Here is a 23,877-nt window from a genome sequence, read left to right as displayed (position 1 = left end):
GGTCACCAGTCGCCAGGGAGAAGTTGGCGGCGTGAAACCTTAATCGGTGTCCAAGATTACTTGACCAGTTCAAGCCCGCTCCCACAGGGGAGCAGCGTGCATAAAAAAGGCCCCGCTCAATCATATTGAGCGGGGCCTTTTTGTTTTCAGTGTTTAGGGACGCTTGCGATTACTGATCAGCGTACCCATGCCGGTATCCGTGAAGATCTCCAGCAGTACCGCATTCGGCACTCGACCATCGATGATCAACGAGCTACCCACCCCGCCTTGCACCGCTTCCAGCGCGCAGCGGATCTTCGGCAACATGCCGCCGTAGATGGTGCCGTCGGCGATCAGGTCGTCCACCTGTTGGGTGGTCAGGCCGGTCAGCACCTTGCCTTGCTTGTCCATCAGGCCGGCGATGTTGGTCAGCAGCATCAGCTTTTCAGCCTTCAGCGCTTCGGCCACCTTGCCGGCCACCAGGTCGGCGTTGATGTTGTAGGACTCGCCATTGGCGCCCACGCCGATCGGCGCGATCACCGGGATGAAGTCGCCCTTGACCAGCAGGTTCAGCAGGTCGGTGTTCACGCCAACCACTTCGCCCACCTGGCCGATGTCGATGATTTCCGGCTGGGTCATCTCCGGTGTCTGACGGGTCACCGTCAGCTTTTTCGCGCGGATCAGCTCCGCGTCCTTGCCGGTCAGGCCGATGGCGCTGCCGCCATGGCGGTTGATCAGGTTGACGATGTCCTTGTTGACCTGGCCGCCGAGGACCATCTCCACCACGTCCATGGTCTGCGCGTCAGTGACGCGCATGCCATCGATGAAGTGACTCTCGATCGACAGGCGCTTGAGCAGGTCGCCGATTTGCGGGCCGCCGCCGTGCACCACCACCGGGTTGATCCCCACGGCTTTCATCAACACGATGTCGCGGGCAAAGCCGGTTTTCAGCTCGTCGCTTTCCATGGCATTGCCGCCGTACTTGATCACCAGCGTCTTGCCGACGTAGCGTCGGATGTAAGGCAACGCTTCGGACAGGACCTTGGCAGTGTTGGCAGCGGCTTCGCGTTCGAGGGTCATTCAGGGCTCCGGTAAAAAATCAGAACGGTAATTGGAGATCAGGGGCAACACGTTTCAACTGGGCGTGGAACACGTCCTTGATGCGCTGCAACTCAGCCTCGGTATCCGCCTCGAAACGCAGGACCAGCACCGGTGTGGTGTTGGACGCGCGGACCAGGCCCCAGCCTTTGGCGTAATCGACTCGCACACCATCAATGGTGGTCAGGTTGGCGCCTTCGCCCCATTGCGCATCGTGCAGTGCGTCAATGATGCTGAATTTGCTCTCCTCGGTCACATGGATATTGATCTCTGGCGTAGAAATATCGTTCGGGAAGGTCTGAAACAGCTCCTGGGCCGTGGATTTTTCCTTGCTGAGGATCTCCAGTAGGCGAGCGGCGCTGTAAATACCGTCGTCAAAGCCGAACCAGCGTTCCTTGAAGAACACGTGGCCGCTCATTTCGCCGGCCAACAGGGCGCCGGTTTCCTTCATTTTCTTTTTGATCAACGAATGACCGGTCTTCCACATCAGCGGGCGGCCGCCGTATTCCTTGATCAGCGGGGTGAGGCGGCGAGTGCACTTCACGTCGAAGATGATCTCGGCGTTGGCATTGCGCGCCACCACGTCGCGGGCGAACAGCATCAGCAGGCGATCGGCGAATACGTTCTCGCCGGTGTTGGTCACCACACCCACGCGGTCGCCGTCGCCGTCGAAGGCCAGACCCACGTCAGCCCCGGTTTCTTTGACCTTGGCGATCAGGTCCACCAGGTTCTCCGGCTTGCCTGGGTCTGGGTGGTGGTTGGGAAAGTTGCCGTCGACCTCGCAGAACAGCGGGATCACTTCGCAGTTCAGGGCTTCGAGCAACTGCGGGGCGATCACGCCGGCTGCGCCGTTGCCGCAGTCCACCACCACTTTCAGGCGGCGCGCGAGTTTCACGTCGCCGGTGATTTGGTCAGAGTAGCGCTGCAGGATATCGACTTTGGTGACGGTACCCTTGCCGCTGGTCAGGTCGTTGTTCTTCAGACGGTCGTGCAGGGCCTGGATCTGTTCGTTGGCCAGGGTGTCGCCGGCGATGACGATCTTGAAACCGTTGTAGTCGGACGGATTGTGGCTGCCGGTGAGCATCACCCCGGACTTGCCGGCCAGTACGTTGGCCGCGTAGTACAGTGCCGGCGTCGGCACCAGGCCCACGTCACTCACATGGCAACCGCTGTCGGCCAGGCCCTGGATCAGTTGCTCAACCAGCTCCGGGCCGGACAGGCGACCGTCACGGCCAACCGACACGTTCGGCTCGTCCTGGGCCAGGCTCTGTGCGCCGATGGCGCGGCCAATCCAGTAGGCGGTTTCGGCAGTCAGGGTCTTTGGTACCACGCCACGGATGTCATAGGCGCGGAAAATGCTGTCGGGGAATGTCGGGGCTACTCGGGCTGCGGTACTCATCGCGGGGGGAAACTCCATCTGAAGGGGGCAAGGCTGGCCTTAATGTGGCTGACCGGCAGGCTCAAACTGAAGGGTATGACGGTGTTTTCGGCAGAGAGTTCGTGGTGCAAAAGTGCCATCGGCGTGCTGGCGCTGCTTTTCTTTCTGCTTAATGCTTTGATTTCAATAGGGAAATCTCGCTGATAGGGTCCGCGCATTCTTCGTCCTGAAAAGCCTTGCGGTGGCATCGAGCCGGGAAAAGGCGCCCGGCAGGATTCAGCTTAGTCAGTGACTGCCGGAATGCCCAAAACCGCCTGCGCCGCGTTGGGTCTCATCGAATTCCTCGACCAGTTCGAAGTGCGCCTGCACCACCGGCACCAATACCAACTGCGCAATGCGCTCGCCGACGGCGATGTTGAACGCGGTCTGGCCACGGTTCCAGCACGACACCATCAATTCGCCCTGGTAGTCCGAGTCGATCAGGCCGACCAGGTTGCCCAGAACGATGCCGTGTTTGTGGCCCAGGCCCGAGCGCGGCAGGATCAGCGCCGCCAGGCCAGGATCGCCTACGTAGATCGACAAGCCGGTCGGAATAAGAATGGTCTGGCCCGGCTCAAGGACAGTGTCTTGCTTGAGCATGGCACGCAGGTCGAGGCCTGCGGAGCCTGGGGTGGCGTAGGCCGGCAGTGGGAATTCGTTGCCGATGCGTGAATCGAGGATCTTGGCTTGCAAAGCGTGCATGGAAATTAAACCTGGTTCAGCCGTTGGGCGATAAAAGAGATCAGTTGGCGGGCAATCTTGCCCTTGCTGGTCTGGGCGAAAAGGGTGGCATGCAGGTCGCGGTCGATCACGCTGCAGGCATTTTCCTCGCTGTTGAAGCCGATGCTCGGGTTGGCGACATCATTGGCAACGATCAGGTCGAGGTTTTTGTCTTTCAATTTGCGTGCGGCGTAGTCCAGCAAGTGCTCGGTCTCGGCGGCGAAGCCGACACTGAACGGACGGTCCGGACGCGTGGCGATGGTGGCCAGGATGTCCGGGTTGCGCACCATTTGCAGGAGCAGGCCGTCACCGCTCGTAGGGTCTTTCTTGAGCTTTTGCGGGGCGACGACTTCCGGGCGGTAGTCCGCAACCGCCGCCGAGGCGATGAAAAGGTCGCACGGAATGGCTGCCTCACAGGCCGCCAGCATGTCGCGGGCGCTGACCACGTCGATTCGCGTGACCCGATCCGGGGTCGGCAAATGCACCGGACCGGTGATCAGGGTGACGCGTGCGCCTGCCTCGACCGCCGCTTCAGCCAGGGCAAAGCCCATTTTTCCTGAGCTATGGTTGGTGATGTAGCGCACCGGGTCGATGTTTTCCTGGGTCGGGCCGGCAGTGATCAACACGTGCTTGCCAGTGAGGGCCAGGTGCTGAAAGCACTCGGCGGCGCACAACGCCAGGTCGGTGGCTTCAAGCATGCGGCCCATGCCAACGTCGCCGCAGGCCTGGCTGCCGGATGCCGGGCCGAACACCTTGAGGCCTCGGCTTTGCAGAAGCTGGGTGTTGGCCTGAGTCGCAGGGTCGCGCCACATGGCCTGGTTCATGGCCGGGGCGATGGCGACAGTGGCGTCGGTGGCCAGTACCAGCGTGGTCAGCAGGTCATCGGCGATGCCTTGGGCCAGGCGCGCGATCAGGTCGGCGGTGGCCGGAGCGATCAGCACCAGGTCGGCCCATTTGGCCAGTTCGATGTGCCCCATGGCGGCTTCGGCCGCAGGGTCCAGGAGATCCAGGTGAACCGGGTGCCCGGACAAGGCCTGCATGGTCAGCGGGGTAATGAACTCACTACCACCGCGCGTCATGACCACGCGCACTTCGGCGCCCTGGTCCAGGAGCCTGCGGACCAGCTCTGCGCTCTTGTAGGCGGCAATGCCGCCGCCAACGCCGAGAACGATGCGTTTCCGATACAGACGCTGCATTGGTTTGCCTTTCCAGTTCAGTGTTGCCAGTTCAATGACGCCTGCGATGCCCCCTCCCCAGGGGAAATCGCCTGCAAAAAAGAGGGCCTACGATAACACAGCGTCCGCAAGGCAACAGCGGCACGCATGGCATACAGGGAGAGGGAGGAGGGATGAGTATTCGTGATTGGCCGGCGGCAGAGCGGCCGCGAGAGAAGCTTTTGGAGTGGGGGGCGGCGAGTCTGTCGGATGCCGAGTTGCTGGCGATCTTCCTGCGTACCGGGGTTTCCGGCAGGAGCGCGGTGGACCTGGCGCGCCATCTGCTGGCGCAATTCGGCGGCTTGCGCCCGTTGCTGGAGGCCAGCCAGACGCTGTTCAGCCAGCAATTGGGCCTGGGGCCGGCGAAGTTTGCCCAGTTGCAGGCGGTGTTGGAAATGGCCAAGCGTCATATGGCCGAGCGCCTGCGACACGACTCGGTGCTGGAAAGCCCGGTGGCGGTGCGCGATTACCTCAAGGCCATGTTGCGCCATGAGCCCCACGAGATATTCGGCTGTCTGTTCCTTGATTCAAGGCACAGGGTGCTGGGTTTTGAGGCGTTGTCCCAAGGCACCATCGACGCGGCGATGGTGTATCCCCGGCAAGTGGTCAAACGCGCATTGGCCTACAACGCGGCGGCGTTGATCCTGTGCCACAACCATCCTTCCGGGAGCCTGGAGCCGAGCGCCGCTGATCGAAAATTGACCAAGTTGCTGCAGAAGGCCTTGGAGGTGGTGGATGTGCGGGTACTGGATCACATCATTGTGGGGGATGGAGATCCGTTGTCGATGGCGGAGTATGGGTGGATGTAGGGGTGAAGCAGCTGCAAGCCTCAAGCGGGCTTGCAGCTCTCAGCTCAGGGCTTGACGCTGACTTTCGAGAAATCCTGGCGGCCGAACGGGCTCACCTGGTAGCCCTCGACAGTCTTGCGGGCCAGGGCGAACGCCGTCGGGTGCGCCAGCGGCAACCACAAGGCCTGCTGCTGGATCTGCGCCTGGGCCTGCTGGTACAGCTTGCTGCGCACACCTTGCTCGCTGGTGGTCTTGCCTGCGCTGATCAGCTTGTCCAACGCAGGGTCGCAGTAGCGGGCGAAGTTGGTACCCGACTTTACCGCCGCGCAGGAAAACTGCGGGGTCAGGAAGTTATCCGGGTCGCCGTTGTCACCGGCCCAGCCCATGAATAGCAGGTCGTGTTCGCCGGCTTTGGCGCGGCGGATCAACTCGCCCCATTCGATCACGCGGATCTCGGCCTGGATGCCGACCTTGGCCAGGTCAGCCTGCAGCAGTTGTGCACCAAGGTTCGGGTTGGGGTTCAGCAGGCTGCCGGTGGGGCGGGTCCAGAGGGTGGTCTTGAAGCCGTCCTTGAGTCCGGCGCGGTCGAGCAGCACCTTGGCCTTGGCGAGATCCTGTGGATAACCCGGCAGGTCCTTTGCGTAGCTCCAGGTGTTCGGCGGATAAGGGCCGTTGGCGGCCTCGGCGGTGCCTTCAAACACGGCTTTGAGGTAGCTGCCCTTGTCGAACGCCAGGTTGATTGCCTGGCGGACTTCTGGCTTGTCCAGGGGCGGGTGCTGGCTGTTGATGGCCACAAAGGCGGTCATGAAGGCCGCGGTCTTCTCCACCTTGAGCGCCGGGTCCTTTTCGGCCTCGCCTACGTCCAGCGGCTTGGGTGACAGCGCAATCTGGCACTCATCGCGGTGCAGCTTCTGCAGGCGTACGTTGGCGTCGGGAGTGATGGCGAAGATCAAGTTATCCACAGCCGGTTTGCCGGCGAAGTAGTCCGGGTTGGCCTTGTAGCGCACCACGGCATCTTTCTGGAAACGGCTGAAGATGAACGGTCCAGTGCCGATCGGCTGGCTGTTGAGCTTCTCCGGCGTGCCGGCCTTGAGCAGTTTGTCGGCATATTCCGCCGGGTAGATCGACGCGAACCCCATGCTCAACGCGGCGAGGAAGGTGGAGTCGGCGTGATCCAGGGTGAAACGCACGGTCAGTGGGTCGAGAGCGTCGATCTTTTTTACCAGCGTCGGCAGTTGCAGCGACTGAGCGTGAGGGAAGCCGCTCTGGGCGATCTTGTGCCAGGGGTTGGCCGGGTCGAGCATGCGCTCGAAGCTGAAGCGCACGTCTTCGGCGCTCAGGGTGCGGCTTGGGGTGAAGTACTCGGTGCGGTGGAACTTCACATCCGGGTGCAGCTTGAAGGTATAGGTCAGGCCATCCGGCGAGACGTTCCAGCTGTCCGCCAGGCTGGGCACCAGTTGGCCTCTGGTCGCGTCATAGTCCACCAGGCGGTTCATCAGCACATCGGCCGAGGCGTTGGTGGTGGTCAGCGAGTTGTATTGCACCACATCGAACCCTTCGGGGCTGGCCTCGGTGCAGACGCTCAAGTTGCTGGCGGCCGAGGCCAGCGGGGCGATAAATAGAGGGGCTAGCAATAGCGGTAGGGCAGCGAGGCGCATGTTCGGTTTCCTTTGCAGATCGAAGGCCCATCTGCGAGTGCAGTCTGGAAAAGTCCTACCGTAGTGGTCTGATAGGTAAATGACTAGCCCATTTTTGCCTGTGCTTTTGCGCCAAATGCTGTTTTGATGGCGTCTCGGCGCGTTTCGTCGTGCACTTCACTGTGCCCGCGCGCGCTGTAAATCATTCTGTGCGACGAGCGGTCGGCTGTGACAGCGGCCCCTCCTGGCAACGGTTCAGGCGTCTACCGCCAAGATTTACGCCAGTAAAAACACGCGGGCTGTTGTTGCACTGGGGTCTTTCTGGTATAAAGCAGCGCTCTTTTCTAGGGGCCCGGTTCCTTCGCTTGTAGGTGTAGCCGGTAAGACCCTAAAGAAACGCGGCGCCTGGCGCCAAATGACTGAGAGATTAAGCGGCCAACCCATGCCGGGTTGGGCATGTGGTTTTAGAGGGCTGAGGCATGTCGAGAGTCTGTCAAGTTACCGGTAAGGGTCCGGTGACTGGGAATAACATTTCCCACGCAAATAACAAAACCCGTCGTCGTTTCCTGCCGAACCTGCAGCATCACCGCTTCTGGGTTGAAGAAGAGAAACGTTTCGTCCGTCTGCGCGTATCTGCCAAAGGCATGCGCATCATCGACAAGCGTGGCATCACTGTCGTGCTGGCTGAATTGCGCCGCGCTGGCACAATCTAAGGAGCTATATCATGCGTGAATTGATTCGAATGATCTCTAGCGCCGGTACTGGTCACTTCTACACTACCGACAAGAACAAGCGTACTACCCCGGACAAGCTCGAAAAGAAAATGTTCGACCCGCGCGTTCGCAAGCACGTGATCTACAAAGAAGGCAAAATCAAGTAATTGATTTTCCTCCTTGTGAAAAAAAGCCCGTATCTCACGATCCGGGCTTTTTTTTGCCTGTGATTTGGCTGATCAGGCTTTCTGTTCGAACACCACGTAGATCTTGCGGCACGCCTCCAGCACTTCCCAGGTGCCGCTGAAGCCGGCGGGAATCACGAATCGGTCGCCAGCGCGCAAGGTCTTGGCATTGCCGTCGGCGTCACGCAGCACGGATACACCTTGCACAATCTCGCAGTACTCATGTTCGGTGTAATTGACCGTCCACTGTCCGACTTCACCTTCCCACACGCCCGCGCTCATCTGGCCGCAGGGGCTGTTGTAGTGGTTGTAGATCGTTTGCTCGGGATCGCCCTTGAGGATTTTCTCGGCGGCAGGGCGGTAGCGCTCGGCGGCGGTCTTGGCTTGGCTGAAGTCGACGATGTCCTGGATGCTCATGTGCGTGTCCCGTCTGGCCTGCGGTTGGAGAGCCCAAAGTCTATGTTTATTAAAATGAACATCGCAAGGGCGTTTGCCGGCGTTATGTCAAATATATTGAAACACCCCCAGCCGCTGGTTTAGGGTGGCAGCTGCCTTGCGCCGAACCATTGGCTGGCGGGCAAGAATTCTTTAAGGCTGCCGTGGGACATCCCATGGCCCTTGTATTCAATAAGAGGAGGACACTCGCATGACCACCCTGACCCGTGCCGACTGGGAACAACGTGCCAAGGATCTGAAGATCGAAGGCCGCGCCTACATCAATGGCGAGTACACCGCCGCTGTTTCCGGTGACACCTTCGAATGCATCAGCCCGGTCGATGGTCGCCTGCTGGCCACCGTTGCCAGCTGTGACGCCGCCGACGCCCAGCGCGCCGTCGAAAACGCCCGCGCCACCTTCAACTCCGGCGTGTGGTCACGCCTGGCGCCGGCCAAGCGCAAATCCGCCATGATCCGTTTCGCCGCGTTGCTCAAGGCCAATGCCGAAGAGCTGGCGCTGCTCGAAACCCTGGACATGGGCAAGCCGATCAGCGACTCCCAGAACATCGACGTGCCCGGCGCGGCGAATGCCCTGAGCTGGAGCGGCGAAGCGATCGACAAGATCTACGACGAAGTCGCCGCGACCCCGCATGACCAATTGGGCCTGGTGACGCGCGAGCCGGTTGGCGTGGTTGGCGCTATCGTGCCGTGGAACTTCCCGCTGATGATGGCCTGCTGGAAACTGGGCCCTGCGCTGTCCACCGGCAACTCGGTGATCCTCAAGCCGTCCGAAAAATCCCCGCTGACCGCCATCCGCATCGCGGCCCTGGCCGTGGAAGCCGGTATTCCAAAAGGCGTGTTCAACGTACTGCCGGGCTATGGTCATACCGTGGGTAATGCGCTGGCGTTGCACATGGATGTCGACACCCTGGTGTTCACCGGTTCCACCAAGATCGCCAAGCAGCTGTTGATCCGCTCTGGCGAGTCGAACATGAAGCGCGTCTGGCTGGAAGCCGGCGGCAAGAGCCCGAACATCGTGTTCGCCGATGCCCCGGACCTGCAAGCCGCCGCAGAATCCGCCGCCGGCGCCATCGCCTTCAACCAGGGGGAGGTCTGCACCGCCGGTTCGCGCCTGCTGGTGGAGCGTTCCATCAAGGACAAATTCCTGCCGCTGGTGATCGATGCCCTCAAGGGCTGGAAGCCAGGCAACCCGCTGGACCCGGCAACCAATGTGGGCGCACTGGTGGACACCCAGCAGATGAACACTGTGCTGTCGTACATCGAAGCGGGTCACGCAGATGGCGCCAAGTTGGTCGCCGGCGGCAAGCGGACCCTGGAAGAAACCGGTGGCACCTATGTTGAACCGACGATTTTCGACGGTGTGACCAATGCCATGAAGATTGCCCAGGAAGAAATCTTCGGCCCGGTCTTGTCGGTGATCACCTTCGACAGCGCCGAGGAAGCAATTGCCATCGCCAACGACACCCAATACGGCCTGGCTGCAGCGGTGTGGACGGCTGACATCTCCAAGGCCCACCTGACTGCCAAGGCGCTGCGTGCCGGTAGCGTGTGGGTCAACCAGTACGATGGCGGCGACATGACTGCACCGTTTGGTGGCTTCAAGCAGTCGGGCAACGGTCGCGACAAGTCGCTGCATGCGTTCGACAAATACACCGAGCTGAAGGCCACCTGGATCAAGCTCTAAGCAACACCGCAGGCTAAATGTGGGAGGGGGCTTGCCCCCGATAGCAGTGTGTCAGGCGCCAGCGGTGCTCACTGATCCACCGCAATCGGGGGCAAGCCCCCTCCCACACTGTTTTGTGTGTTTTCAAGAATTATCCACAGGAGCGTGGAAATGCGTTGGGCGACTTATTTCGCCGTCCTGGCCTCGGTGCTCAGCGTCGGCCTGGCCCTGGGCGTCAGCATGCCGCTGGTGTCCCTGCGCCTCGAAAGCTGGGGCTACGGCAGTTTCGCTATCGGCGTGATGGCAGCGATGCCGGCCTTTGGCGTGTTGCTCGGCGCGAAGGTCTCCAGTCGCCTGGCCTCATGGCTTGGCACCGCCAACCTCATGCGCCTGTGCCTGTGGGCGGGCGCGGTGTCCATCGGCCTGCTGGCGATCCTGCCCAGCTACCCGGTGTGGCTGGTGCTGCGCCTGATGATCGGGGTGATCCTGACCATTGTGTTTATCCTCGGCGAGAGTTGGATCAACCAGTTGGTGGTGGAGCAGTGGCGTGGTCGGCTGGTGGCGTTGTACGGCTGCAGCTATGCCTTGAGCCAGCTGTCGGGGCCGCTGCTGTTGGGCCTGATCGGCACCGAGCATGACTACGGTTTCTGGGTGGGCGTCGGCCTGTTGATGGTCGCGCCGCTGTTGCTGCTGGGGCGCTCCGGTGCACCGAGCGCCGAGTCCTTCAGCGTGACCTTCGCGCAACTGTGGCGCTTCTGCCGGAGCCTGCCGGCGATTGCCTGGGCGGTTGCGCTGTTTGCTGCGTTCGAGGCGATGATCCTGACATTGTTGCCGGTGTACTGCCTGCAACAAGGGTTCACCGCCGAGATCGCCTTGGCCATGGTCAGCACGGTGGTGGTTGGCGACGCGTTACTGCAATTGCCCATCGGTGCACTGGCCGACTACTTGCCTCGGCGCACGTTGTTCCTGGGGTGTGCGCTGCTGTTGCTGGTGTCGAGCCTGGCGATTCCCCTATTGATGCACACACCAATGATCTGGCCGATCTGGGTCGTGTTCGGCGCGAGTGCCGGCGGCTTGTTCACCCTGTCGTTGATCCTGATCGGCGAGCGTTACCGCGACGACGCGCTGGTGCGCGCCAATGCCCACGTGGCGCAGTTGTGGGGTATTGGCTGCCTGATCGGCCCGCTGGTGGCGGGGGCGGGTAGCCAGTGGATCAGCGGGCATGCGTTGCCGCTGCTGATGGCAGCGGGTGCGCTGGGCCTGGTGATGTTGCTGCTGCGCCAGGGTGCATTCGGCGCGGCGCAGCCGGCCTAGAGCATGCGCTCAAGGCCGACGCTGGTGGCAAACCACGCATTGAACCGTCGCCACCAGCTCCCCGGCTCGCGGGTCAGGGTGTGCAACTGGCCGTTGTCTTCGGTCACCCACACCACTTGGCCGTCCTGCAATTTCGCTTCATAGCTCAGGGGCGGCGCCATGCCTTGCAGTGCAAGGTTGCGCACGTGTTCCGCCAGCTCGGGGCTGTCGACCAGCACACCGACTTCGGTGTTCCACAGTACCGAGCGTGGGTCGAAGTTGAACGAGCCGATAAAGGATTTCTCCCGATCAAAGATCATCGCCTTGCTGTGCAGGCTGGAATCCGAGCCCCGGAAGGCGCCTCGGCGAAACAGGTGCGGGCCACTGCCGCCGCCATCCCCGGGCTGGCGGCGCAACTCATAGAGCTTGACCCCATGCTCCAGCAGCGCCTTGCGGTACGGCGCATAACCCCCGTGCACCGCGGGCACGTCGGTGGCTTCCAGGGAGTTGGTCAGCAGGCTCACCGACACGCCCGCATCGGCACGCCCCGTCAGGTACACCAGGCCTGGCTGTCCCGGCACGAAGTACGCCGAAATCATCATCAGTTCGTGATTGACCCCTTCCAGTTCCGGCGCCAGTTGCGTGGTGAGCAGCAACCTGGGGTCAGGGTCCTCCTTGGCCAGCACCTTGCTCGGCGCATCCCACAGCGCCTGGTTCCAGGCCCAGATCAGCTCGCGGCGCCAGGTGTCCATGCGGGGTTGGGTCTGGTAGGTGCGCAGGCGGTTGTACAGTGCGTGGTTCTGCTGGCGTGACTCGGCCAGGGACGCTTCCAGGCGTACGCGCGCGGCGGCCAGGTCACCCTTGGACGGTGCGTTGGAGACGAAATCATCGATGGGCTTGCTCAGTGCGCTGTTCCAGTACTGGTCGAAACTGTGGCCCAGTTGCTCGGCCACCGGGCCGACGCTGAGCATGTCGATATCGGTGAAGTTCAGGTTGGGCTCGGCATCGAAATACTCATCCCCCAGGTTACGCCCGCCAACGATGGCCACGCTATTGTCCGCCAGCCACAGCTTGTTGTGCATGCGTCGATGTTGCAGCGACAGGTTGAACAAGCGGCCCATGGCCCGCGTTACGCCGGTGCTGCGCCCAAGGTGCAGCGGGTTGAACAGGCGGATCTCGATTTTGGGATGGGCGGCGAGGGTGGCGATGATCTGGTCCAGGCCGTCGCTGGTTGTGTCATCCAGCAAGATGCGCACACGTACGCCACGGTCGGCGGCCTTGAGCAGTTCGTCCACCAGCATGCGGGTGCTGATGCCGTCGTGCACGATGTAGTACTGCAGGTCGAGGCTGGTCTGGGCGTTGCGGATCAACTCGGCACGGGCCATGAATGCCTCGCTGCTGTTGGGCAGCAGGCGAAAGCCCGAGCGCCCTTGATAGGGCGCGGCCTGGGCCTGGATCGAGCGGCCGAACGATGACTGTGCGGCGGGCAGGGCGTCACTGGGGACGCGTGGCGTGCTCACGCTGGCGCAGCCGCCCAGGATCAGGGCTCCCAGCAGGCAAAACGGTAATAGCCGTTGAATCATCAAGGGAGCGGCTTCCAGATCAGGGCGGTTGTCGATATATGACGGCAATTTCCCGTGAAAGGTCAGTCGGCCGTGTCTGCCAGCATCTTGATCGCCGCAGCCCCGACCTTGCGCACGGCTTCTTCAATCTGCGCGGTTGGCTTGGCAGCGTAGTTCATGCGCAGGCAGTTCCTGTACTTGCCCGACGCCGAGAAGATGCTGCCTACGGCCACCTGGACACCTTGTTCTACCAGGACACGGTTGAGCTTCAGCGTATCAAAGCCTTCCGGCAGTTCGATCCACAGCATGAAGCTGCCTTGAGGGCGGCTGGCGCGAGTGCCTGTGGGGAAGTAGCGGCTGACCCAATCGAGCATCAAGTCGCGATTGCGCTGGTATTGGGTACGCATCCTCCGCAAATGCGGTTCGAAGTGACCACCTTTGAGGAATTCCGCAATCGCGATTTGCGGCTGCGTGGCGGTGCTGCCAGTGCTGATGTATTTCATGTGCAGCACTCGCTCCAGGTAACGTCCGGGCGCTACCCAGCCGATGCGCAGGCCGGGCGCCAGGGTCTTCGAGAACGAGCTGCACAGCAGGACGCGTCCGTCTTCGTCGAAAGACTTGATGGTGCGCGGGCGCGGGTAGCTGAAGGCCAGTTCGCCGTAGACATCGTCTTCAATGATCGCCACGTCAAAGCGCTGCGCCAAGGTGAGCAATGCCCGCTTGCGCGCCTCCGGCATGATGTAGCCCAGGGGGTTGTTGCAGTTGGGGGTCAGTTGGATGACTTTGATCGGCCACTGTTCCAGCGCCAGCTCCAAGGCTTCGAGGCTGATGCCGGTGATCGGGTCGGTGGGGATTTCCAGGGCTTTCATGCCCAGGCCCTTGAGGGTCTGCATGGCGCCGTGAAAGCTCGGCGAGTCCACCGCAACGATATCGCCCGGCTCACAGATGGCATGGATGCTGGCGGACAGCGCCTCATGGCAGCCGGTGGTGATCACGATGTCCTCGGCCGTCAGCTGGCAGCCGGAATCCAGGGACAGGCGCGCAATCTGTTCGCGCAGTTCCATACAGCCCAGGATGTTGTCGTAATACAGCCCCGGCAAATCCTGGCGGCGACTCACGCGGGCCAGGCTGCGCAGCAGGGGCTTGAGGGTGGGCGACAATACATCCGGCATGCCGCGGCCCATCTGTATGACATCCTTGCGCGGCGTTGCGCGTATCAATTCCAGCACCTGGTCCCATTGGGAAATTTCTACGGGGCGCTGAGCCGGACGACCGACTTCCGGCAGGGCCGGCAACTCGCGGCCCACCGGAACAAAGTAGCCGGATTTCGGCTTGGGCATCGCCAGGCCGTTGTCCTCCAGCAAGCGATAGGCCTGCTGCACGGTGCTCAAACTGACCCCGTGTTCCACGCTCAACGCCCGTACGGAAGGCAGTCGATCACCGGGGCGATAGAAGCCTTGTTCGATGCGGGTGCCCAGCAATTCGGCGAGGTTCATGTACAGGGTCATGGCGGTCGCTCCAGAGGGACCATTACAGATAGGCAGAAAATACAGGATTCAGTGGTATATAGGCAGTATCTGTATGGATTTAATAAAGGTGGGTTGAATCTGTAATGGTTTTAGCTGCGCGCTCATGCTGGTCACTCAAGGCAACAAGCAACTGAGGGGCAGCAAAATGAACGGCATGGGCGATGTGCGGCTGGCGTTACACAGTCAGGAACTGGTGGCTGGGCAGGAGCGGGCGACGGCGCGGCGCGATATCAGTCGCTGGGGTCTGTTCTGGCGCCGTCGCCACACCCGCAAAGCTTTACTGCACCTGACCCGCGAGCAATTGCGCGATGTCGGGCTGACCGCCGAGCAGGCGCGCCACGAAGGCCTGAAACCGTTCTGGCGCGCTTGATCAGACCAGCTCTTTGAGGCGGTGCCAGAGCATTCCCAGCGCCAACAGCGGCGAGCGCAGGTGCCTGCCGCCGGGGAAGGTGATGTGCGGCACCTGGGCGAACAGGTCGAAGCGCCCGTGTTGCTGGCCGCTGATGGCTTCGGCCAGCAACTTGCCCGCCAGGTGGGTGGCGTTGAGGCCATGGCCGGCGTAGGCCTGGGCGTAATACACGTTGGGCTGGTCGGCCAGGCGGCCTATCTGCGGCAGACGGTTGGCGCCGATGCCGATCATGCCGCCCCATTGGAAGTCGATGTTTACATCGGCCAGTTGTGGGAACACCTGCAGCATCTTCGGGCGCATATAGGCGCCGATGTCCTTCGGGTCTCTACCGGAATAATGACAGGCACCGCCGAACAGCAGGCGACGATCGGCGGACAGTCGGAAGTAGTCCACCGTGACACGCTGGTCGCACACCGCCATGTTCTGCGGCAGCAGGTTGGCGGCCTGGGCTTCGCCCAACGGTTCGGTGGCGATGATGTAGCTGCCGGCAGGCAACACTTTGCCGCTGAGGTGCGGGTTGAGGCCGTTGAGGTAGGCATTGCAGGCCAGCACCAGGGTCTTGGCGCGCACGTTGCCTTGGGCGGTGTGTACGTTGACTTCGGGGCCGTAGTCGATGCGGGTGACTTCGGACTGCTCGAACAGCTTCACGCCCGATTGCTGCGCGGCGGCGGCTTCGCCGAGGGCCAGGTTCAGCGGGTGCAGGTGGCCGGAGCCCATGTCGATCATGCCGCCCACGTAGCGCTCGGAGCCGATGACGCTGCCCATTTCGTTGGCTTGCAGCAGGCGTATGTCGTGACGATAGCCGAGGCTGCGCAGTTCTTCGGCATCTTCGGCCAGGCCGTGCAGGTCGCGGGGTTTGTTGGCGAGGTCGCAGTAGCCCCAGGTCAGGTCGCAGGGGATTTGGTAGCGCGCGACGCGCTCACGCACAATCTCCACCGCTTCCAGGCCCATCAACTTCATCTGGCGTACGCCCTCGGTGCCGATCACGCTGGCGAACTGGTCCAGGCCATGGCCGACACCGCGAATCAGTTGGCCGCCGTTACGCCCGCTGGCGCCCCAGGCGATCTTGCGCGCTTCCAGCAACACTACGCTGAAACCGCGTTCGGCCAACTCCAGCGCGGTGTTCAGCCCGGAAAAACCGCCGCCGACCACGCACACATCCGCCGTCAGTTCGCCGGTCAATACCGGGTAATCAGTTTGCGGCACGCTGCTGGCGGCGTAGTAGGAAGCGGTATGCCGGGCGCTGGCAGTCATGGGGAGCATCCCTGTTTGGAAAATTTGACGCAGGATACAGCGGTCGGACGAAGCTGTCTGCGCGGGGCGTTTTGCGGCAGAATCCACGCCTATTCGCCGTTCGGTACGTGTTTCGATGAGTTGCAACAGTCAGAAAATCAGTGCGCTGCGCCGGCAGATTCCTTCGTTCGAGTGCGTCCCCGGTTGCCATGACTGCTGTGGGCCGGTGACCACCTCGCCCGAGGAAATGTCGCGCCTGCCGCGCAAGACCGCCGCCGAGCAGGACGCGGCCATGGAGGAGCTGAACTGCGTGCACCTGGGGCCGAACGGCTGCACGGTGTACGACGAGCGCCCGTTGATCTGCCGGCTGTTCGGCACCACCAAGACCTTGCCGTGTCCGAATGGGCGGCGCCCGGTGGAGCTGATTCATCCACGGGTGGAGAAGCAGATCCACGAGTACATGGCGAGCACCCGGCAGGTGCTGGTTTAGCGGTTTTACACCGTCCAAATGTGGGAGGGGGCAAGCCCCCTCCCACATGTTGACCCGAGTGTGTCAGGTCAGTCCGGGATCGGCAGGTTCAGGCTCTCTTTCACCTCTTCCATCACGATATAGCTCTTGGACTCCCGCACATGGGGCAGCTTGAGCAGGATGTCGCCGAGCAATTTGCGGTACGACGCCATCTCGGATATCCGCGCTTTCACCAGGTAGTCGAAGTCGCCAGAAACCAGGTGGCACTCGAGCACATGGGGCAGTTTCAGCACCGCGCGGCGGAATTCCTCGAAGGTGTCGCCGGACTTGTAATCCAGGCTGATCTCGACAAATACCAGCAAACTGCCCTTCAAATGCTGGGGGTTGAGCCGCGCGTTGTAGCCCATGATGATCCCTTCACGCTCCAGCCGCCGCACACGCTCGGTACAGGGCGTGGTCGACAGCCCGACCTTTTCCCCCAGCTCCGTAAACGAAATGCGCCCGTCGGTTTGCAGGATGCGCAGGATGTTGCGGTCGATCTTGTCCAGCTCCCGCTTGGTCTGGGTGTTGGTACGCATAGGGGATACGCCTCTGTGAAAAGGGTTTTTGCCGAGAATTGTCGCCAAATATAGGCAGTTATATAGTGAAATGCACTGGTCATTGTTTTTTACACTGCGCTCATCATTGCTCGAACAACACACGTCAGCGGCCATGCCCGCGATGAGGATATAAAAATGCGCGTTCTGGTCTTGGGTAGCGGCGTCATTGGTGTGACCAGTGCCTACTATTTGGCGCGGTCCGGCTTTGAAGTGGTTGTCGTCGACCGTCAGCCTGCCGCTGCCATGGAAACCAGTTTCGCCAACGCCGGGCAGGTGTCTCCAGGCTATGCCTCGCCATGGGCCGCACCGGGTGTGCCGCTCAAGGCCATCAAGTGGTTGCTGCAACGCCATGCGCCGCTGGCGATCAAGGCCACCGCCGACATCGACCAATACCTGTGGATGGCGCAGATGCTGCGCAACTGCACCGCCAGCCGTTATGCGGTGAACAAGGAGCGCATGGTGCGCCTGTCCGAGTACAGCCGCGACTGCCTCGACGAACTGCGCGCCGAGACCGGCATCGCCTACGAAGGCCGTAGCCTTGGGACTACCCAACTGTTCCGCACCCAGGCACAACTCGATGGCGCCGCCAAGGACATCGCCGTGTTGAAGGAGTCCGGCGTGCCGTTCGAGCTGCTCGACCGCGCCGGTATCGCCCGGGTCGAGCCGGCCCTGGCCAGCGTCACGGATATCCTCGCCGGCGCACTGCGCCTGCCGAATGACCAGACCGGCGACTGCCAGATGTTCACCACCCGCCTGGCCGAGATGTGCAAACAGTTGGGTGTGGAATTCCGTTTTGAGCAGGACATCCAGCGCCTCGACTACGCCGGTGATCGCATCAACGGCGTGTGGATCGACGGCAAGCTGGAAACCGCCGACCGCTACGTGCTGGCCCTCGGCAGCTACTCGCCGCAGTTGCTCAAGCCGTTGGGAATCAAGGCGCCGGTGTATCCGCTCAAGGGCTACTCGCTGACCGTGCCGATCACCAACCCGGCGATGGCGCCGACCTCGACCATTCTCGACGAGACCTACAAGGTCGCGATCACTCGTTTCGACAACCGCATCCGCGTCGGTGGCATGGCTGAAATAGCCGGTTTTGACCTGTCGCTGAACCCGCGCCGGCGGGAAACCCTGGAGATGATCGTCAACGACCTTTATCCTCAGGGCGGCGATTTGACCGAAGCTACCTTCTGGACCGGCCTGCGCCCGACTACCCCCGACGGCACGCCGATTGTCGGTGCCACCCCGTTCAAGAACCTGTTCCTGAATACCGGCCACGGCACCCTCGGTTGGACCATGGCCTGTGGCTCCGGTCGTTTGCTGGCCGACCTGATGGCCAAGAAAACGCCGCAGATCAGTGCCGAAGGCCTCGATATTTCCCGTTATGGCAACCACCAGGAGTCTGCAAAACATGTCAATCCAGCGCCAGCTCACCAATGAGCGCATGAGCCAGATCGTTGTCCACAGCGGTACCGTGTATCTGGCCGGGCAAGTCGGCGACGACATGAACGCCGGGATTGAACAGCAGACCCGTGAAACCCTGACCAATATCGAGCGTTTGCTCGACCTGGCCGGTACTGACAAGACCCGGTTGCTGTCGGTGACGATCTACCTGAAGGACATCGACGCAGATTTCGCCGGCATGAATGCGGTGTGGGACAAGTGGCTGCCAAAAGGCGTTGCCCCGGCCCGTGCCACGGTTGAAGCCAAGCTGTGCGAACCGCAAATCCTGGTGGAGCTGTCCGTCGTGGCCGCGCTGCCTTAAACAACGATCCCTCTCCCGGTGCCGAAGCCGTTGGTCGGTGCCGGTTTTTCTTCACTTTGCCGCCTAGAAGCCTGCCGCCATGCGTCCTGCCCGTGCCCTGATCGACCTCCAAGCCCTGCGTCACAACTACCAATTGGCCCGTGAAGTCACGGGTGCCAAGGCCCTTGCCGTGATCAAGGCCGATGCCTACGGCCATGGTGCCGTGCACGTTGCCCAGGCGCTGGAAGCCGAGGCGGACGGGTTTGCCGTGGCTTGCATCGAGGAAGCATTGGAGCTGCGCGCCGCCGGGATTCGTGCGCCGGTGCTGCTGCTGGAAGGTTTCTTCGAGGCGGATGAGCTGCCGCTGATCATCGAACATGATTTCTGGTGCGTGGTGCACTCGCTGTGGCAATTGGAGGCCATCGAGCAGGCCAGACTGAGCAAGCCGCTGACCATCTGGCTCAAGCTCGATTCCGGCATGCACCGTGTCGGCCTGCACCCCAAGGATTATCACGAGGCTTACCAGCGCCTGCTGGCCAGCGGCAAGGTGGCCAAGATCGTGTTGATGAGCCATTTCGCCCGCGCCGATGAGCTCGACTGTGTGCGCAGTGATGAACAGGTGGCTGTGTTTGACGCGGCGCGCCAGGGTTTGTCGGCCGAGGTCAGCCTGCGCAATTCGCCATCGGTGATGGGCTGGCCGGCTGTGTCCAGCGATTGGGTGCGCCCTGGCATCATGCTCTACGGCGCGACGCCGTTTGCCGAGGACCAGGCCGTGGCCGCGCGTTTGCAGCCGGTGATGACCCTGGAATCCAAGGTGATCTGCGTCCGTGAACTGCCGGCCGGTGAGCCGGTGGGTTACGGCGCCAAGTTCATCACGCCCAAACCCATGCGTATCGGTGTGGTTGCCATGGGCTATGCCGATGGCTATCCGCGTCACGCGCCGACGGGTACGCCGGTACTGGTGGCCGGGCAGCGCAGCCAATTGCTGGGCCGTGTATCCATGGACATGCTGTGCATCGACCTCACGGACGTGCCTCAGGCTGTCCTCGGTTCCACCGTGGAGCTATGGGGCAAAAATATCCTCGCCAGTGACGTCGCGGTCGCCGCCGAGACCATTCCGTATCAGCTCTTTTGCAACCTGCGCCGCGTGCCGAGGCTCTATTCCGGCGCTTGACCGCCGGGTACGAACGCAACCGCCCGGGATTTAGGCCCAAGTGTTGTAAATACTGAACGCTGTCGCCATGATAACGCTCAATTACAACAAAGCCTGAATCCTAGGAGGCTCCTGCATTGGACGTCGGCGAACGACTGCAATCCATCCGTAAACTGAAGGGTCTGTCCCAGCGCGAGCTCGCCAAGCGCGCGGGTGTCACCAACAGCACCATTTCGATGATCGAAAAAAACAGCGTCAGCCCCTCGATCAGCTCCTTGCGCAAGGTGCTGGGCGGCATCCCCATGTCGATGGTCGAGTTCTTTTCCGAGGAGATCCTCCAGGAAATACCGACGCAGATCGTCTATAAAGCCAATGAGCTGATCGACATCTCCGACGGCGCCGTCACCATGAAGCTGGTAGGCCGGGCGCACCCCAGCCGGGCCATCGCGTTTCTCAACGAGATCTACCCGCCGGGCGCCGACACAGGCGAAGAAATGCTTACCCACGAAGGTGAAGAAACCGGGATTCTGGTGGAGGGTCGCCTGGAGTTGGTGGTCGGTCTTGAAACTTTTGTGCTCGAAGCTGGCGATAGCTACTACTTTGAAAGCACCAAGCCCCATCGTTTTCGCAATCCGTTCGACGTGCCGGCGCGACTAATCAGCGCAGCCACGCCTGCGAACTTTTAAGAAAAGAGGCGTCCTGCCAGCGTTGCAGAGGCACCCGAGCTGTATTCCGTGGGGTCGAATCTCCCTTTAGTTAATAGGGTTGTTTCGGCCAGGCGGGCTAACCGTTATACTTTCGCCGCCTGCGAAACCGTGGCCGCAGGCGTGAATAGCCACCATTGAGGGTGAACGCGTGAACCTAATTATGAAAATGCTGGCTGCACCAGCAACCGTACTGGCCCTATGGGCTGTCAGCGCTCAAGCTGCGACCAATGATGATATTGCCAAGCGCCTGGAGCCTGTTGGCCAGGTCTGCGTCCAGGGCCAGGAATGCAAGGGCATGGAAGTGGCGGTCGCCGCAAGCGGTGGCGCTGCGAAGACGCCGGATGACATCATCGCCAAGCACTGTAATGCTTGCCACGGCACCGGCCTGTTGGGCGCGCCGAAAATCGGCGATACCGCAGCCTGGAAAGAACGCGCCGATCACCAGGGCGGCCTCGATGGCATCCTGGCCAAGGCGATCACCGGGATCAACGCCATGCCGCCAAAAGGCACCTGCGCCGATTGCTCGGATGATGACCTCAAGGGTGCAATCAAGAAGATGTCCGGCCTCTGATCCGCCGATCTTCGTCAAAAATGCCGCTTACGAGCGGCTTTTTTGTGCCTGGGGTTCGTGTTTCAGCGCTGTTCATTGCAGCAAAGACCCGGCAAGCTCGGTCCAACCCCTAATCATGGAATGTTCAGGAGGGTCGGATGGTGCAGTTGTGTTCAATCGAGCAAGCAGTTGACGACGTACTGGCGCGGTTGCCGGCGCATATCCACATGGGCATGCCCCTCGGGCTGGGCAAGCCGAACCGGTTTGCCAATGCCTTGTACCGGCGCATCGCCAAGTTGCCGGAGCGGGCGCTGACGATCTATACCGCGTTAAGCCTGGGCCGCCCGACGATGGGTGATGGTTTGCAGAAACGCTTTCTCGAACCCTTTATCGAGCGGGTGTTCGGCGATTACCCCGAACTGGATTTCCTCGCCGACCTGCACAACGACAGCCTTCCGAACAATATCCACGTCCAACAGTTTTTCATGCAGCCCGGCAGCCTGCTGCACAGCGAGTCGGCGCAGCAGGATTACGTCAGCAGCAACTACAGCCACGCCGCTCGCGACATAAACGCCGCCGGCCTGAACCTGGTGGCGCAGTTGGTCGCCAGCAGTGCCGAACATCCTGATCGCCTGAGCTTGAGCTGCAACCCGGATATCACCCTCGACCTGCTGCCGATGATTGCCAAGCGCCGCGACGCCGGCGAGACCGTGCTGATCGTCGGGCAAGTCCACACCGATTTGCCCTACATGCCCGGCGACGCTGAGCTGGGCATGGATACCTTCGATTACCTGATCGATGAAAAAGACAGCACCACGCTGTTCTCCACGCCGAACATGCCGGTGGGTTTCCAGGACCACTTCATCGGCCTGCATGCCAGCACCCTGGTACGCGACGGCGGCACCTTGCAGATCGGCATCGGCTCCATGGGCGATGCGCTGACTGCCGCGCTGCTGGCGCGCCAGGCCGACAACGAGTCCTATCGGTCGCTGCTGACGGACCTGGACGTGTACCAGTGGGCGCCGCTGATCAGCCGTGAAGGCGGCGTCGATCCCTTCGTCCGGGGCCTTTACGGGTGCAGCGAAATGTTCGTCAACGGCCTGCTGGTGTTGGCGGACGCGGGGATTATCCGTCGCAAGGTCTACCCGGACGTAGCGACGCAACAGCAGGCCAACGCCGGCACGCTCGACGATGCGGCGCAGCCCGACGGCATTTCGATCCACGGCGGATTTTTTCTTGGCCCGCGCAGTTTCTACCAGCGCCTGCAGGAAATGACCCACGCCAAGCGCCTCGAATTCAACATGACGCGCATCAGCTACATCAACGAGCTGTACGGCCAGGAAGAACTCAAGCGCCTGCAACGCCTGGATGCGCGGTTTATCAACAGCGCGATCATGGTGACGCTGCTCGGCGCGGGTGTGGCCGACCAGTTGGAAGACGGTCGTGTGCTCAGTGGTGTGGGCGGGCAGTACAACTTTGTGGCCCAGGGCCATGCGCTGGAAGGTGCGCGGTCGATCCTGATTCTGCGCAGTTGGCGCGAGTCGGCGGGGGAGGTCAGTTCCAATATCGTCTGGGACTACGGCCACTGCACCATTCCCCGGCATCTGCGGGATATTGTCATCACGGAATACGGCATTGCAGACTTGCGCGGGCAGACGGATGCCAAGGTGATCGAGGCGTTGCTCAATATCACCGACTCACGCTTCCAGGACGATTTGATCAAGCAGGCGCAAAAGGCTGGCAAGTTGCCCAAGGATTTCCAGCTGGATCCGCGCTTTGCCGAGAACACGCCGGAGCGGTTGCAGGGGATTCAGGCACGCCATCGTCGGTTGTTTCCGGAGTATCCGTTGGGAAGCGATTTCACCGATGAAGAGCGGGATTTGTTGCGGGCGCTGAACTGGCTCAAGAGCAAATTCAAGCTGACGGAGATTCTGGAGCTGGGCAAGGCGGCGTTGGATGCGCCGCAGGCGCAGGTGTTTCCCAAGCATCTGGAACGCATGCAGTTGACCAAGCCGGAAGGCTTGAAAGAGGATCTGTACCAGCGGCTCCTGCTCGCCGGCCTGCAGGCCACCGCGCACTAACCGACAACACAGGTTCGATGTGGGAGGGGGCAAGCCCCCTCCCACTTTTACCACCACTTTGAGGCAGGAGTTATTCGATGAAGGTGACGACGCCACCTTCCAGCGACTTGACCCGCGCCAGCGATTCAACCCGATAACCCTGCGCATCCAATTCCGCACGTCCGCCCTGGAACGACTTCTCGATCACGATCCCCAAGCCTGCCACGGTCGCGCCGGCCTGCTTGATGATCGAGATCAGCGCCTGGGACGCCTTGCCGTTGGCCAGGAAGTCATCAATCACCAGCACGCGGTCGCTGCTGGTCAGGTGGCGCGGCGAGATCGCCACGGTGCTTTCGACTTTCTTGGTGAAGGAATACACCGTTGCCGACAGCAGGTTTTCGGTCAGGGTCAGGGACTGTTGCTTACGCGCGAAGATCACCGGTACACCCAGGTTCAGGCCGGTCATGATCGCTGGCGCTATGCCCGACGCTTCGATGGTGACGATCTTGGTGATGCCCGAGTCCTTGAACAGCGCGGCGAATTCGTCGCCGATCAACTTCATCAGTGCCGGGTCGATCTGGTGGTTCAGAAAGGCGTCGACCTTGAGTACCTGATCGGAAAGCACGATGCCTTCTTCGCGAATTTTCTTGTGCAGTGCTTCCACGGAAAGCTTCCTCTAATGGCGCGTTGTGCGCCGAAAGT

Annotated in this window: 24 protein-coding genes and 1 pseudogene; 14 read left to right on the top strand and 11 right to left on the bottom strand. The window is 61.6% G+C overall.

From position 1 onward, the window contains the following. Positions 1-153: 153 nt before the first annotated feature. Together argB and AC3WP7_RS11540 are read right to left on the bottom strand one after the other, a co-directional pair. Positions 154-1,059, bottom strand: a complete 906-nt coding sequence (gene argB / locus AC3WP7_RS11545; protein WP_058424243.1) for an acetylglutamate kinase — start codon at positions 1,057-1,059, stop codon at positions 154-156. A 19-nt stretch (positions 1,060-1,078) separates the two neighbouring features. Next, a pseudogene (locus AC3WP7_RS11540) lies at positions 1,079-2,500 on the bottom strand (phosphomannomutase/phosphoglucomutase); the annotation flags it as partial. 18 nt (positions 2,501-2,518) lie between these two features. Here AC3WP7_RS11540 and AC3WP7_RS11535 point away from each other — a divergent pair. Then, positions 2,519-2,659, top strand: a complete 141-nt coding sequence (locus tag AC3WP7_RS11535; RefSeq protein ID WP_156682180.1) for a hypothetical protein — start codon at positions 2,519-2,521, stop codon at positions 2,657-2,659. Positions 2,660-2,740: 81 nt separating this feature from the next. Here AC3WP7_RS11535 and dut read toward each other — a convergent pair whose 3' ends face one another. Together dut and coaBC are read right to left on the bottom strand one after the other, a co-directional pair. Then, positions 2,741-3,196, bottom strand: a complete 456-nt coding sequence (dut, locus tag AC3WP7_RS11530; RefSeq protein ID WP_102592390.1) for a dUTP diphosphatase — start codon at positions 3,194-3,196, stop codon at positions 2,741-2,743. Between the two features lie 5 nt (positions 3,197-3,201). Continuing rightward, complete coding sequence (gene coaBC / locus AC3WP7_RS11525; RefSeq protein ID WP_016970585.1) at positions 3,202-4,410, bottom strand: bifunctional phosphopantothenoylcysteine decarboxylase/phosphopantothenate--cysteine ligase CoaBC; 1,209 nt, start codon at positions 4,408-4,410, stop codon at positions 3,202-3,204. Between the two features lie 152 nt (positions 4,411-4,562). Here coaBC and radC point away from each other — a divergent pair, with 152 nt between their 5' ends. After that, the gene (gene radC, locus AC3WP7_RS11520) at positions 4,563-5,237 is read left to right on the top strand and encodes a RadC family protein (protein WP_092241676.1); all 675 of its coding nucleotides are present in this window, start codon (positions 4,563-4,565) and stop codon (positions 5,235-5,237) included. Positions 5,238-5,281: 44 nt separating this feature from the next. Here the strand turns inward: radC and AC3WP7_RS11515 are convergent, their stop codons facing one another. Continuing rightward, positions 5,282-6,874 carry an ABC transporter substrate-binding protein gene (locus AC3WP7_RS11515; RefSeq protein ID WP_093120404.1) on the bottom strand — a complete coding sequence of 531 codons (1,593 nt, stop codon included), beginning with the start codon at positions 6,872-6,874 and terminating at the stop codon, positions 5,282-5,284. Between the two features lie 458 nt (positions 6,875-7,332). Here AC3WP7_RS11515 and rpmB point away from each other — a divergent pair, with 458 nt between their 5' ends. Both rpmB and rpmG read left to right on the top strand, forming a co-directional pair. Then, on the top strand, positions 7,333-7,566 hold the full coding sequence (gene rpmB / locus AC3WP7_RS11510) for a 50S ribosomal protein L28 (RefSeq protein ID WP_010207494.1): 234 nt from the start codon (positions 7,333-7,335) through the stop codon (positions 7,564-7,566). Between the two features lie 11 nt (positions 7,567-7,577). After that, positions 7,578-7,733 carry a 50S ribosomal protein L33 gene (gene rpmG / locus AC3WP7_RS11505; RefSeq protein ID WP_003176906.1) on the top strand — a complete coding sequence of 52 codons (156 nt, stop codon included), beginning with the start codon at positions 7,578-7,580 and terminating at the stop codon, positions 7,731-7,733. A gap of 72 nt (positions 7,734-7,805) precedes the next feature. Here the strand turns inward: rpmG and AC3WP7_RS11500 are convergent, their stop codons facing one another. Beyond that, the gene (locus AC3WP7_RS11500; protein ID WP_092241680.1) at positions 7,806-8,168 is read right to left on the bottom strand and encodes a cupin domain-containing protein; all 363 of its coding nucleotides are present in this window, start codon (positions 8,166-8,168) and stop codon (positions 7,806-7,808) included. Positions 8,169-8,397: 229 nt separating this feature from the next. Here AC3WP7_RS11500 and AC3WP7_RS11495 point away from each other — a divergent pair, with 229 nt between their 5' ends. Together AC3WP7_RS11495 and AC3WP7_RS11490 are read left to right on the top strand one after the other, a co-directional pair. Continuing rightward, positions 8,398-9,891: an aldehyde dehydrogenase gene (locus tag AC3WP7_RS11495; RefSeq protein ID WP_102592391.1), complete on the top strand. Its 1,494-nt coding sequence runs from the start codon at positions 8,398-8,400 to the stop codon at positions 9,889-9,891. 150 nt (positions 9,892-10,041) lie between these two features. After that, entirely contained in the window at positions 10,042-11,184 is a 1,143-nt protein-coding gene (locus tag AC3WP7_RS11490; protein ID WP_092241682.1) for an MFS transporter, read from the top strand. Here the strand turns inward: AC3WP7_RS11490 and AC3WP7_RS11485 are convergent. Together AC3WP7_RS11485 and AC3WP7_RS11480 are read right to left on the bottom strand one after the other, a co-directional pair. Next, complete coding sequence (locus tag AC3WP7_RS11485) at positions 11,181-12,746, bottom strand: phospholipase D family protein (RefSeq protein ID WP_093120408.1); 1,566 nt, start codon at positions 12,744-12,746, stop codon at positions 11,181-11,183. The genes AC3WP7_RS11490 and AC3WP7_RS11485 overlap by 4 nt on opposite strands. Positions 12,747-12,808: 62 nt before the next feature. Beyond that, the gene (locus AC3WP7_RS11480; RefSeq protein ID WP_092241686.1) at positions 12,809-14,233 is read right to left on the bottom strand and encodes an aminotransferase-like domain-containing protein; all 1,425 of its coding nucleotides are present in this window, start codon (positions 14,231-14,233) and stop codon (positions 12,809-12,811) included. 166 nt (positions 14,234-14,399) lie between these two features. On the opposite strand from AC3WP7_RS11480, the gene AC3WP7_RS11475 reads away from it, so the two are divergent. After that, positions 14,400-14,624: a DUF1127 domain-containing protein gene (locus AC3WP7_RS11475; RefSeq protein WP_102592413.1), complete on the top strand. Its 225-nt coding sequence runs from the start codon at positions 14,400-14,402 to the stop codon at positions 14,622-14,624. Here the strand turns inward: AC3WP7_RS11475 and AC3WP7_RS11470 are convergent, their stop codons facing one another. Beyond that, entirely contained in the window at positions 14,625-15,917 is a 1,293-nt protein-coding gene (locus AC3WP7_RS11470; protein WP_092241688.1) for an NAD(P)/FAD-dependent oxidoreductase, read from the bottom strand. A 115-nt stretch (positions 15,918-16,032) separates the two neighbouring features. Between AC3WP7_RS11470 and AC3WP7_RS11465 the strand changes: the two genes are divergently transcribed. Further along, positions 16,033-16,386 carry a YkgJ family cysteine cluster protein gene (locus tag AC3WP7_RS11465; RefSeq protein WP_092241690.1) on the top strand — a complete coding sequence of 118 codons (354 nt, stop codon included), beginning with the start codon at positions 16,033-16,035 and terminating at the stop codon, positions 16,384-16,386. Between the two features lie 68 nt (positions 16,387-16,454). Here the strand turns inward: AC3WP7_RS11465 and AC3WP7_RS11460 are convergent, their stop codons facing one another. Beyond that, complete coding sequence (locus tag AC3WP7_RS11460; protein WP_003176896.1) at positions 16,455-16,943, bottom strand: Lrp/AsnC ligand binding domain-containing protein; 489 nt, start codon at positions 16,941-16,943, stop codon at positions 16,455-16,457. Positions 16,944-17,099: 156 nt separating this feature from the next. Here AC3WP7_RS11460 and dadA point away from each other — a divergent pair, with 156 nt between their 5' ends. The 6 genes from dadA to AC3WP7_RS11430 all read left to right on the top strand — a co-directional run bounded on the left by dadA (position 17,100) and on the right by AC3WP7_RS11430 (position 23,196). Continuing rightward, positions 17,100-18,401 carry a D-amino acid dehydrogenase gene (gene dadA / locus AC3WP7_RS11455; protein WP_092241692.1) on the top strand — a complete coding sequence of 434 codons (1,302 nt, stop codon included), beginning with the start codon at positions 17,100-17,102 and terminating at the stop codon, positions 18,399-18,401. Beyond that, on the top strand, positions 18,373-18,726 hold the full coding sequence (locus AC3WP7_RS11450; RefSeq protein WP_092241694.1) for a RidA family protein: 354 nt from the start codon (positions 18,373-18,375) through the stop codon (positions 18,724-18,726). Before dadA ends, AC3WP7_RS11450 begins: the two co-directional genes overlap by 29 nt. A 79-nt stretch (positions 18,727-18,805) precedes the next feature. After that, positions 18,806-19,879, top strand: a complete 1,074-nt coding sequence (gene alr, locus AC3WP7_RS11445) for an alanine racemase (RefSeq protein WP_093120418.1) — start codon at positions 18,806-18,808, stop codon at positions 19,877-19,879. Positions 19,880-19,995: 116 nt separating this feature from the next. Beyond that, complete coding sequence (locus AC3WP7_RS11440; protein ID WP_003176893.1) at positions 19,996-20,544, top strand: cupin domain-containing protein; 549 nt, start codon at positions 19,996-19,998, stop codon at positions 20,542-20,544. A 181-nt stretch (positions 20,545-20,725) separates the two neighbouring features. After that, positions 20,726-21,136, top strand: a complete 411-nt coding sequence (locus tag AC3WP7_RS11435; RefSeq protein ID WP_093120421.1) for a c-type cytochrome — start codon at positions 20,726-20,728, stop codon at positions 21,134-21,136. Between the two features lie 137 nt (positions 21,137-21,273). Beyond that, positions 21,274-23,196: an acetyl-CoA hydrolase/transferase C-terminal domain-containing protein gene (locus AC3WP7_RS11430; RefSeq protein ID WP_102592392.1), complete on the top strand. Its 1,923-nt coding sequence runs from the start codon at positions 21,274-21,276 to the stop codon at positions 23,194-23,196. Between the two features lie 70 nt (positions 23,197-23,266). On the opposite strand, the gene AC3WP7_RS11425 is transcribed toward AC3WP7_RS11430, so the two are convergent. Then, positions 23,267-23,839, bottom strand: a complete 573-nt coding sequence (locus AC3WP7_RS11425) for a xanthine phosphoribosyltransferase (protein WP_025856334.1) — start codon at positions 23,837-23,839, stop codon at positions 23,267-23,269. Positions 23,840-23,877: the final 38 nt, after the last annotated feature.

The sequence above is a fragment of the Pseudomonas sp. FW305-3-2-15-C-LB1 genome (assembly GCF_058787615.1).
The sequence above is the reverse complement of the archived record's forward strand: the minus strand, read 5'-3'. Positions and strand labels throughout refer to the sequence as shown.

Coding starts and splice junctions, on each gene's coding strand:
- argB (WP_058424243.1), bottom strand. CDS start 1,059: ATGACCCTCGAACGCGAAGCCGCTGCCAACACTGCCAAGGTCCTGTCC.
- AC3WP7_RS11535 (WP_156682180.1), top strand. CDS start 2,519: ATGTGGCTGACCGGCAGGCTCAAACTGAAGGGTATGACGGTGTTTTCG.
- dut (WP_102592390.1), bottom strand. CDS start 3,196: ATGCACGCTTTGCAAGCCAAGATCCTCGATTCACGCATCGGCAACGAA.
- coaBC (WP_016970585.1), bottom strand. CDS start 4,410: ATGCAGCGTCTGTATCGGAAACGCATCGTTCTCGGCGTTGGCGGCGGC.
- radC (WP_092241676.1), top strand. CDS start 4,563: ATGAGTATTCGTGATTGGCCGGCGGCAGAGCGGCCGCGAGAGAAGCTT.
- AC3WP7_RS11515 (WP_093120404.1), bottom strand. CDS start 6,874: ATGCGCCTCGCTGCCCTACCGCTATTGCTAGCCCCTCTATTTATCGCC.
- rpmB (WP_010207494.1), top strand. CDS start 7,333: ATGTCGAGAGTCTGTCAAGTTACCGGTAAGGGTCCGGTGACTGGGAAT.
- rpmG (WP_003176906.1), top strand. CDS start 7,578: ATGCGTGAATTGATTCGAATGATCTCTAGCGCCGGTACTGGTCACTTC.
- AC3WP7_RS11500 (WP_092241680.1), bottom strand. CDS start 8,168: ATGAGCATCCAGGACATCGTCGACTTCAGCCAAGCCAAGACCGCCGCC.
- AC3WP7_RS11495 (WP_102592391.1), top strand. CDS start 8,398: ATGACCACCCTGACCCGTGCCGACTGGGAACAACGTGCCAAGGATCTG.
- AC3WP7_RS11490 (WP_092241682.1), top strand. CDS start 10,042: ATGCGTTGGGCGACTTATTTCGCCGTCCTGGCCTCGGTGCTCAGCGTC.
- AC3WP7_RS11485 (WP_093120408.1), bottom strand. CDS start 12,746: ATGATTCAACGGCTATTACCGTTTTGCCTGCTGGGAGCCCTGATCCTG.
- AC3WP7_RS11480 (WP_092241686.1), bottom strand. CDS start 14,233: ATGACCCTGTACATGAACCTCGCCGAATTGCTGGGCACCCGCATCGAA.
- AC3WP7_RS11475 (WP_102592413.1), top strand. CDS start 14,400: ATGAACGGCATGGGCGATGTGCGGCTGGCGTTACACAGTCAGGAACTG.
- AC3WP7_RS11470 (WP_092241688.1), bottom strand. CDS start 15,917: ATGACTGCCAGCGCCCGGCATACCGCTTCCTACTACGCCGCCAGCAGC.
- AC3WP7_RS11465 (WP_092241690.1), top strand. CDS start 16,033: ATGAGTTGCAACAGTCAGAAAATCAGTGCGCTGCGCCGGCAGATTCCT.
- AC3WP7_RS11460 (WP_003176896.1), bottom strand. CDS start 16,943: ATGCGTACCAACACCCAGACCAAGCGGGAGCTGGACAAGATCGACCGC.
- dadA (WP_092241692.1), top strand. CDS start 17,100: ATGCGCGTTCTGGTCTTGGGTAGCGGCGTCATTGGTGTGACCAGTGCC.
- AC3WP7_RS11450 (WP_092241694.1), top strand. CDS start 18,373: ATGTCAATCCAGCGCCAGCTCACCAATGAGCGCATGAGCCAGATCGTT.
- alr (WP_093120418.1), top strand. CDS start 18,806: ATGCGTCCTGCCCGTGCCCTGATCGACCTCCAAGCCCTGCGTCACAAC.
- AC3WP7_RS11435 (WP_093120421.1), top strand. CDS start 20,726: ATGAAAATGCTGGCTGCACCAGCAACCGTACTGGCCCTATGGGCTGTC.
- AC3WP7_RS11430 (WP_102592392.1), top strand. CDS start 21,274: ATGGTGCAGTTGTGTTCAATCGAGCAAGCAGTTGACGACGTACTGGCG.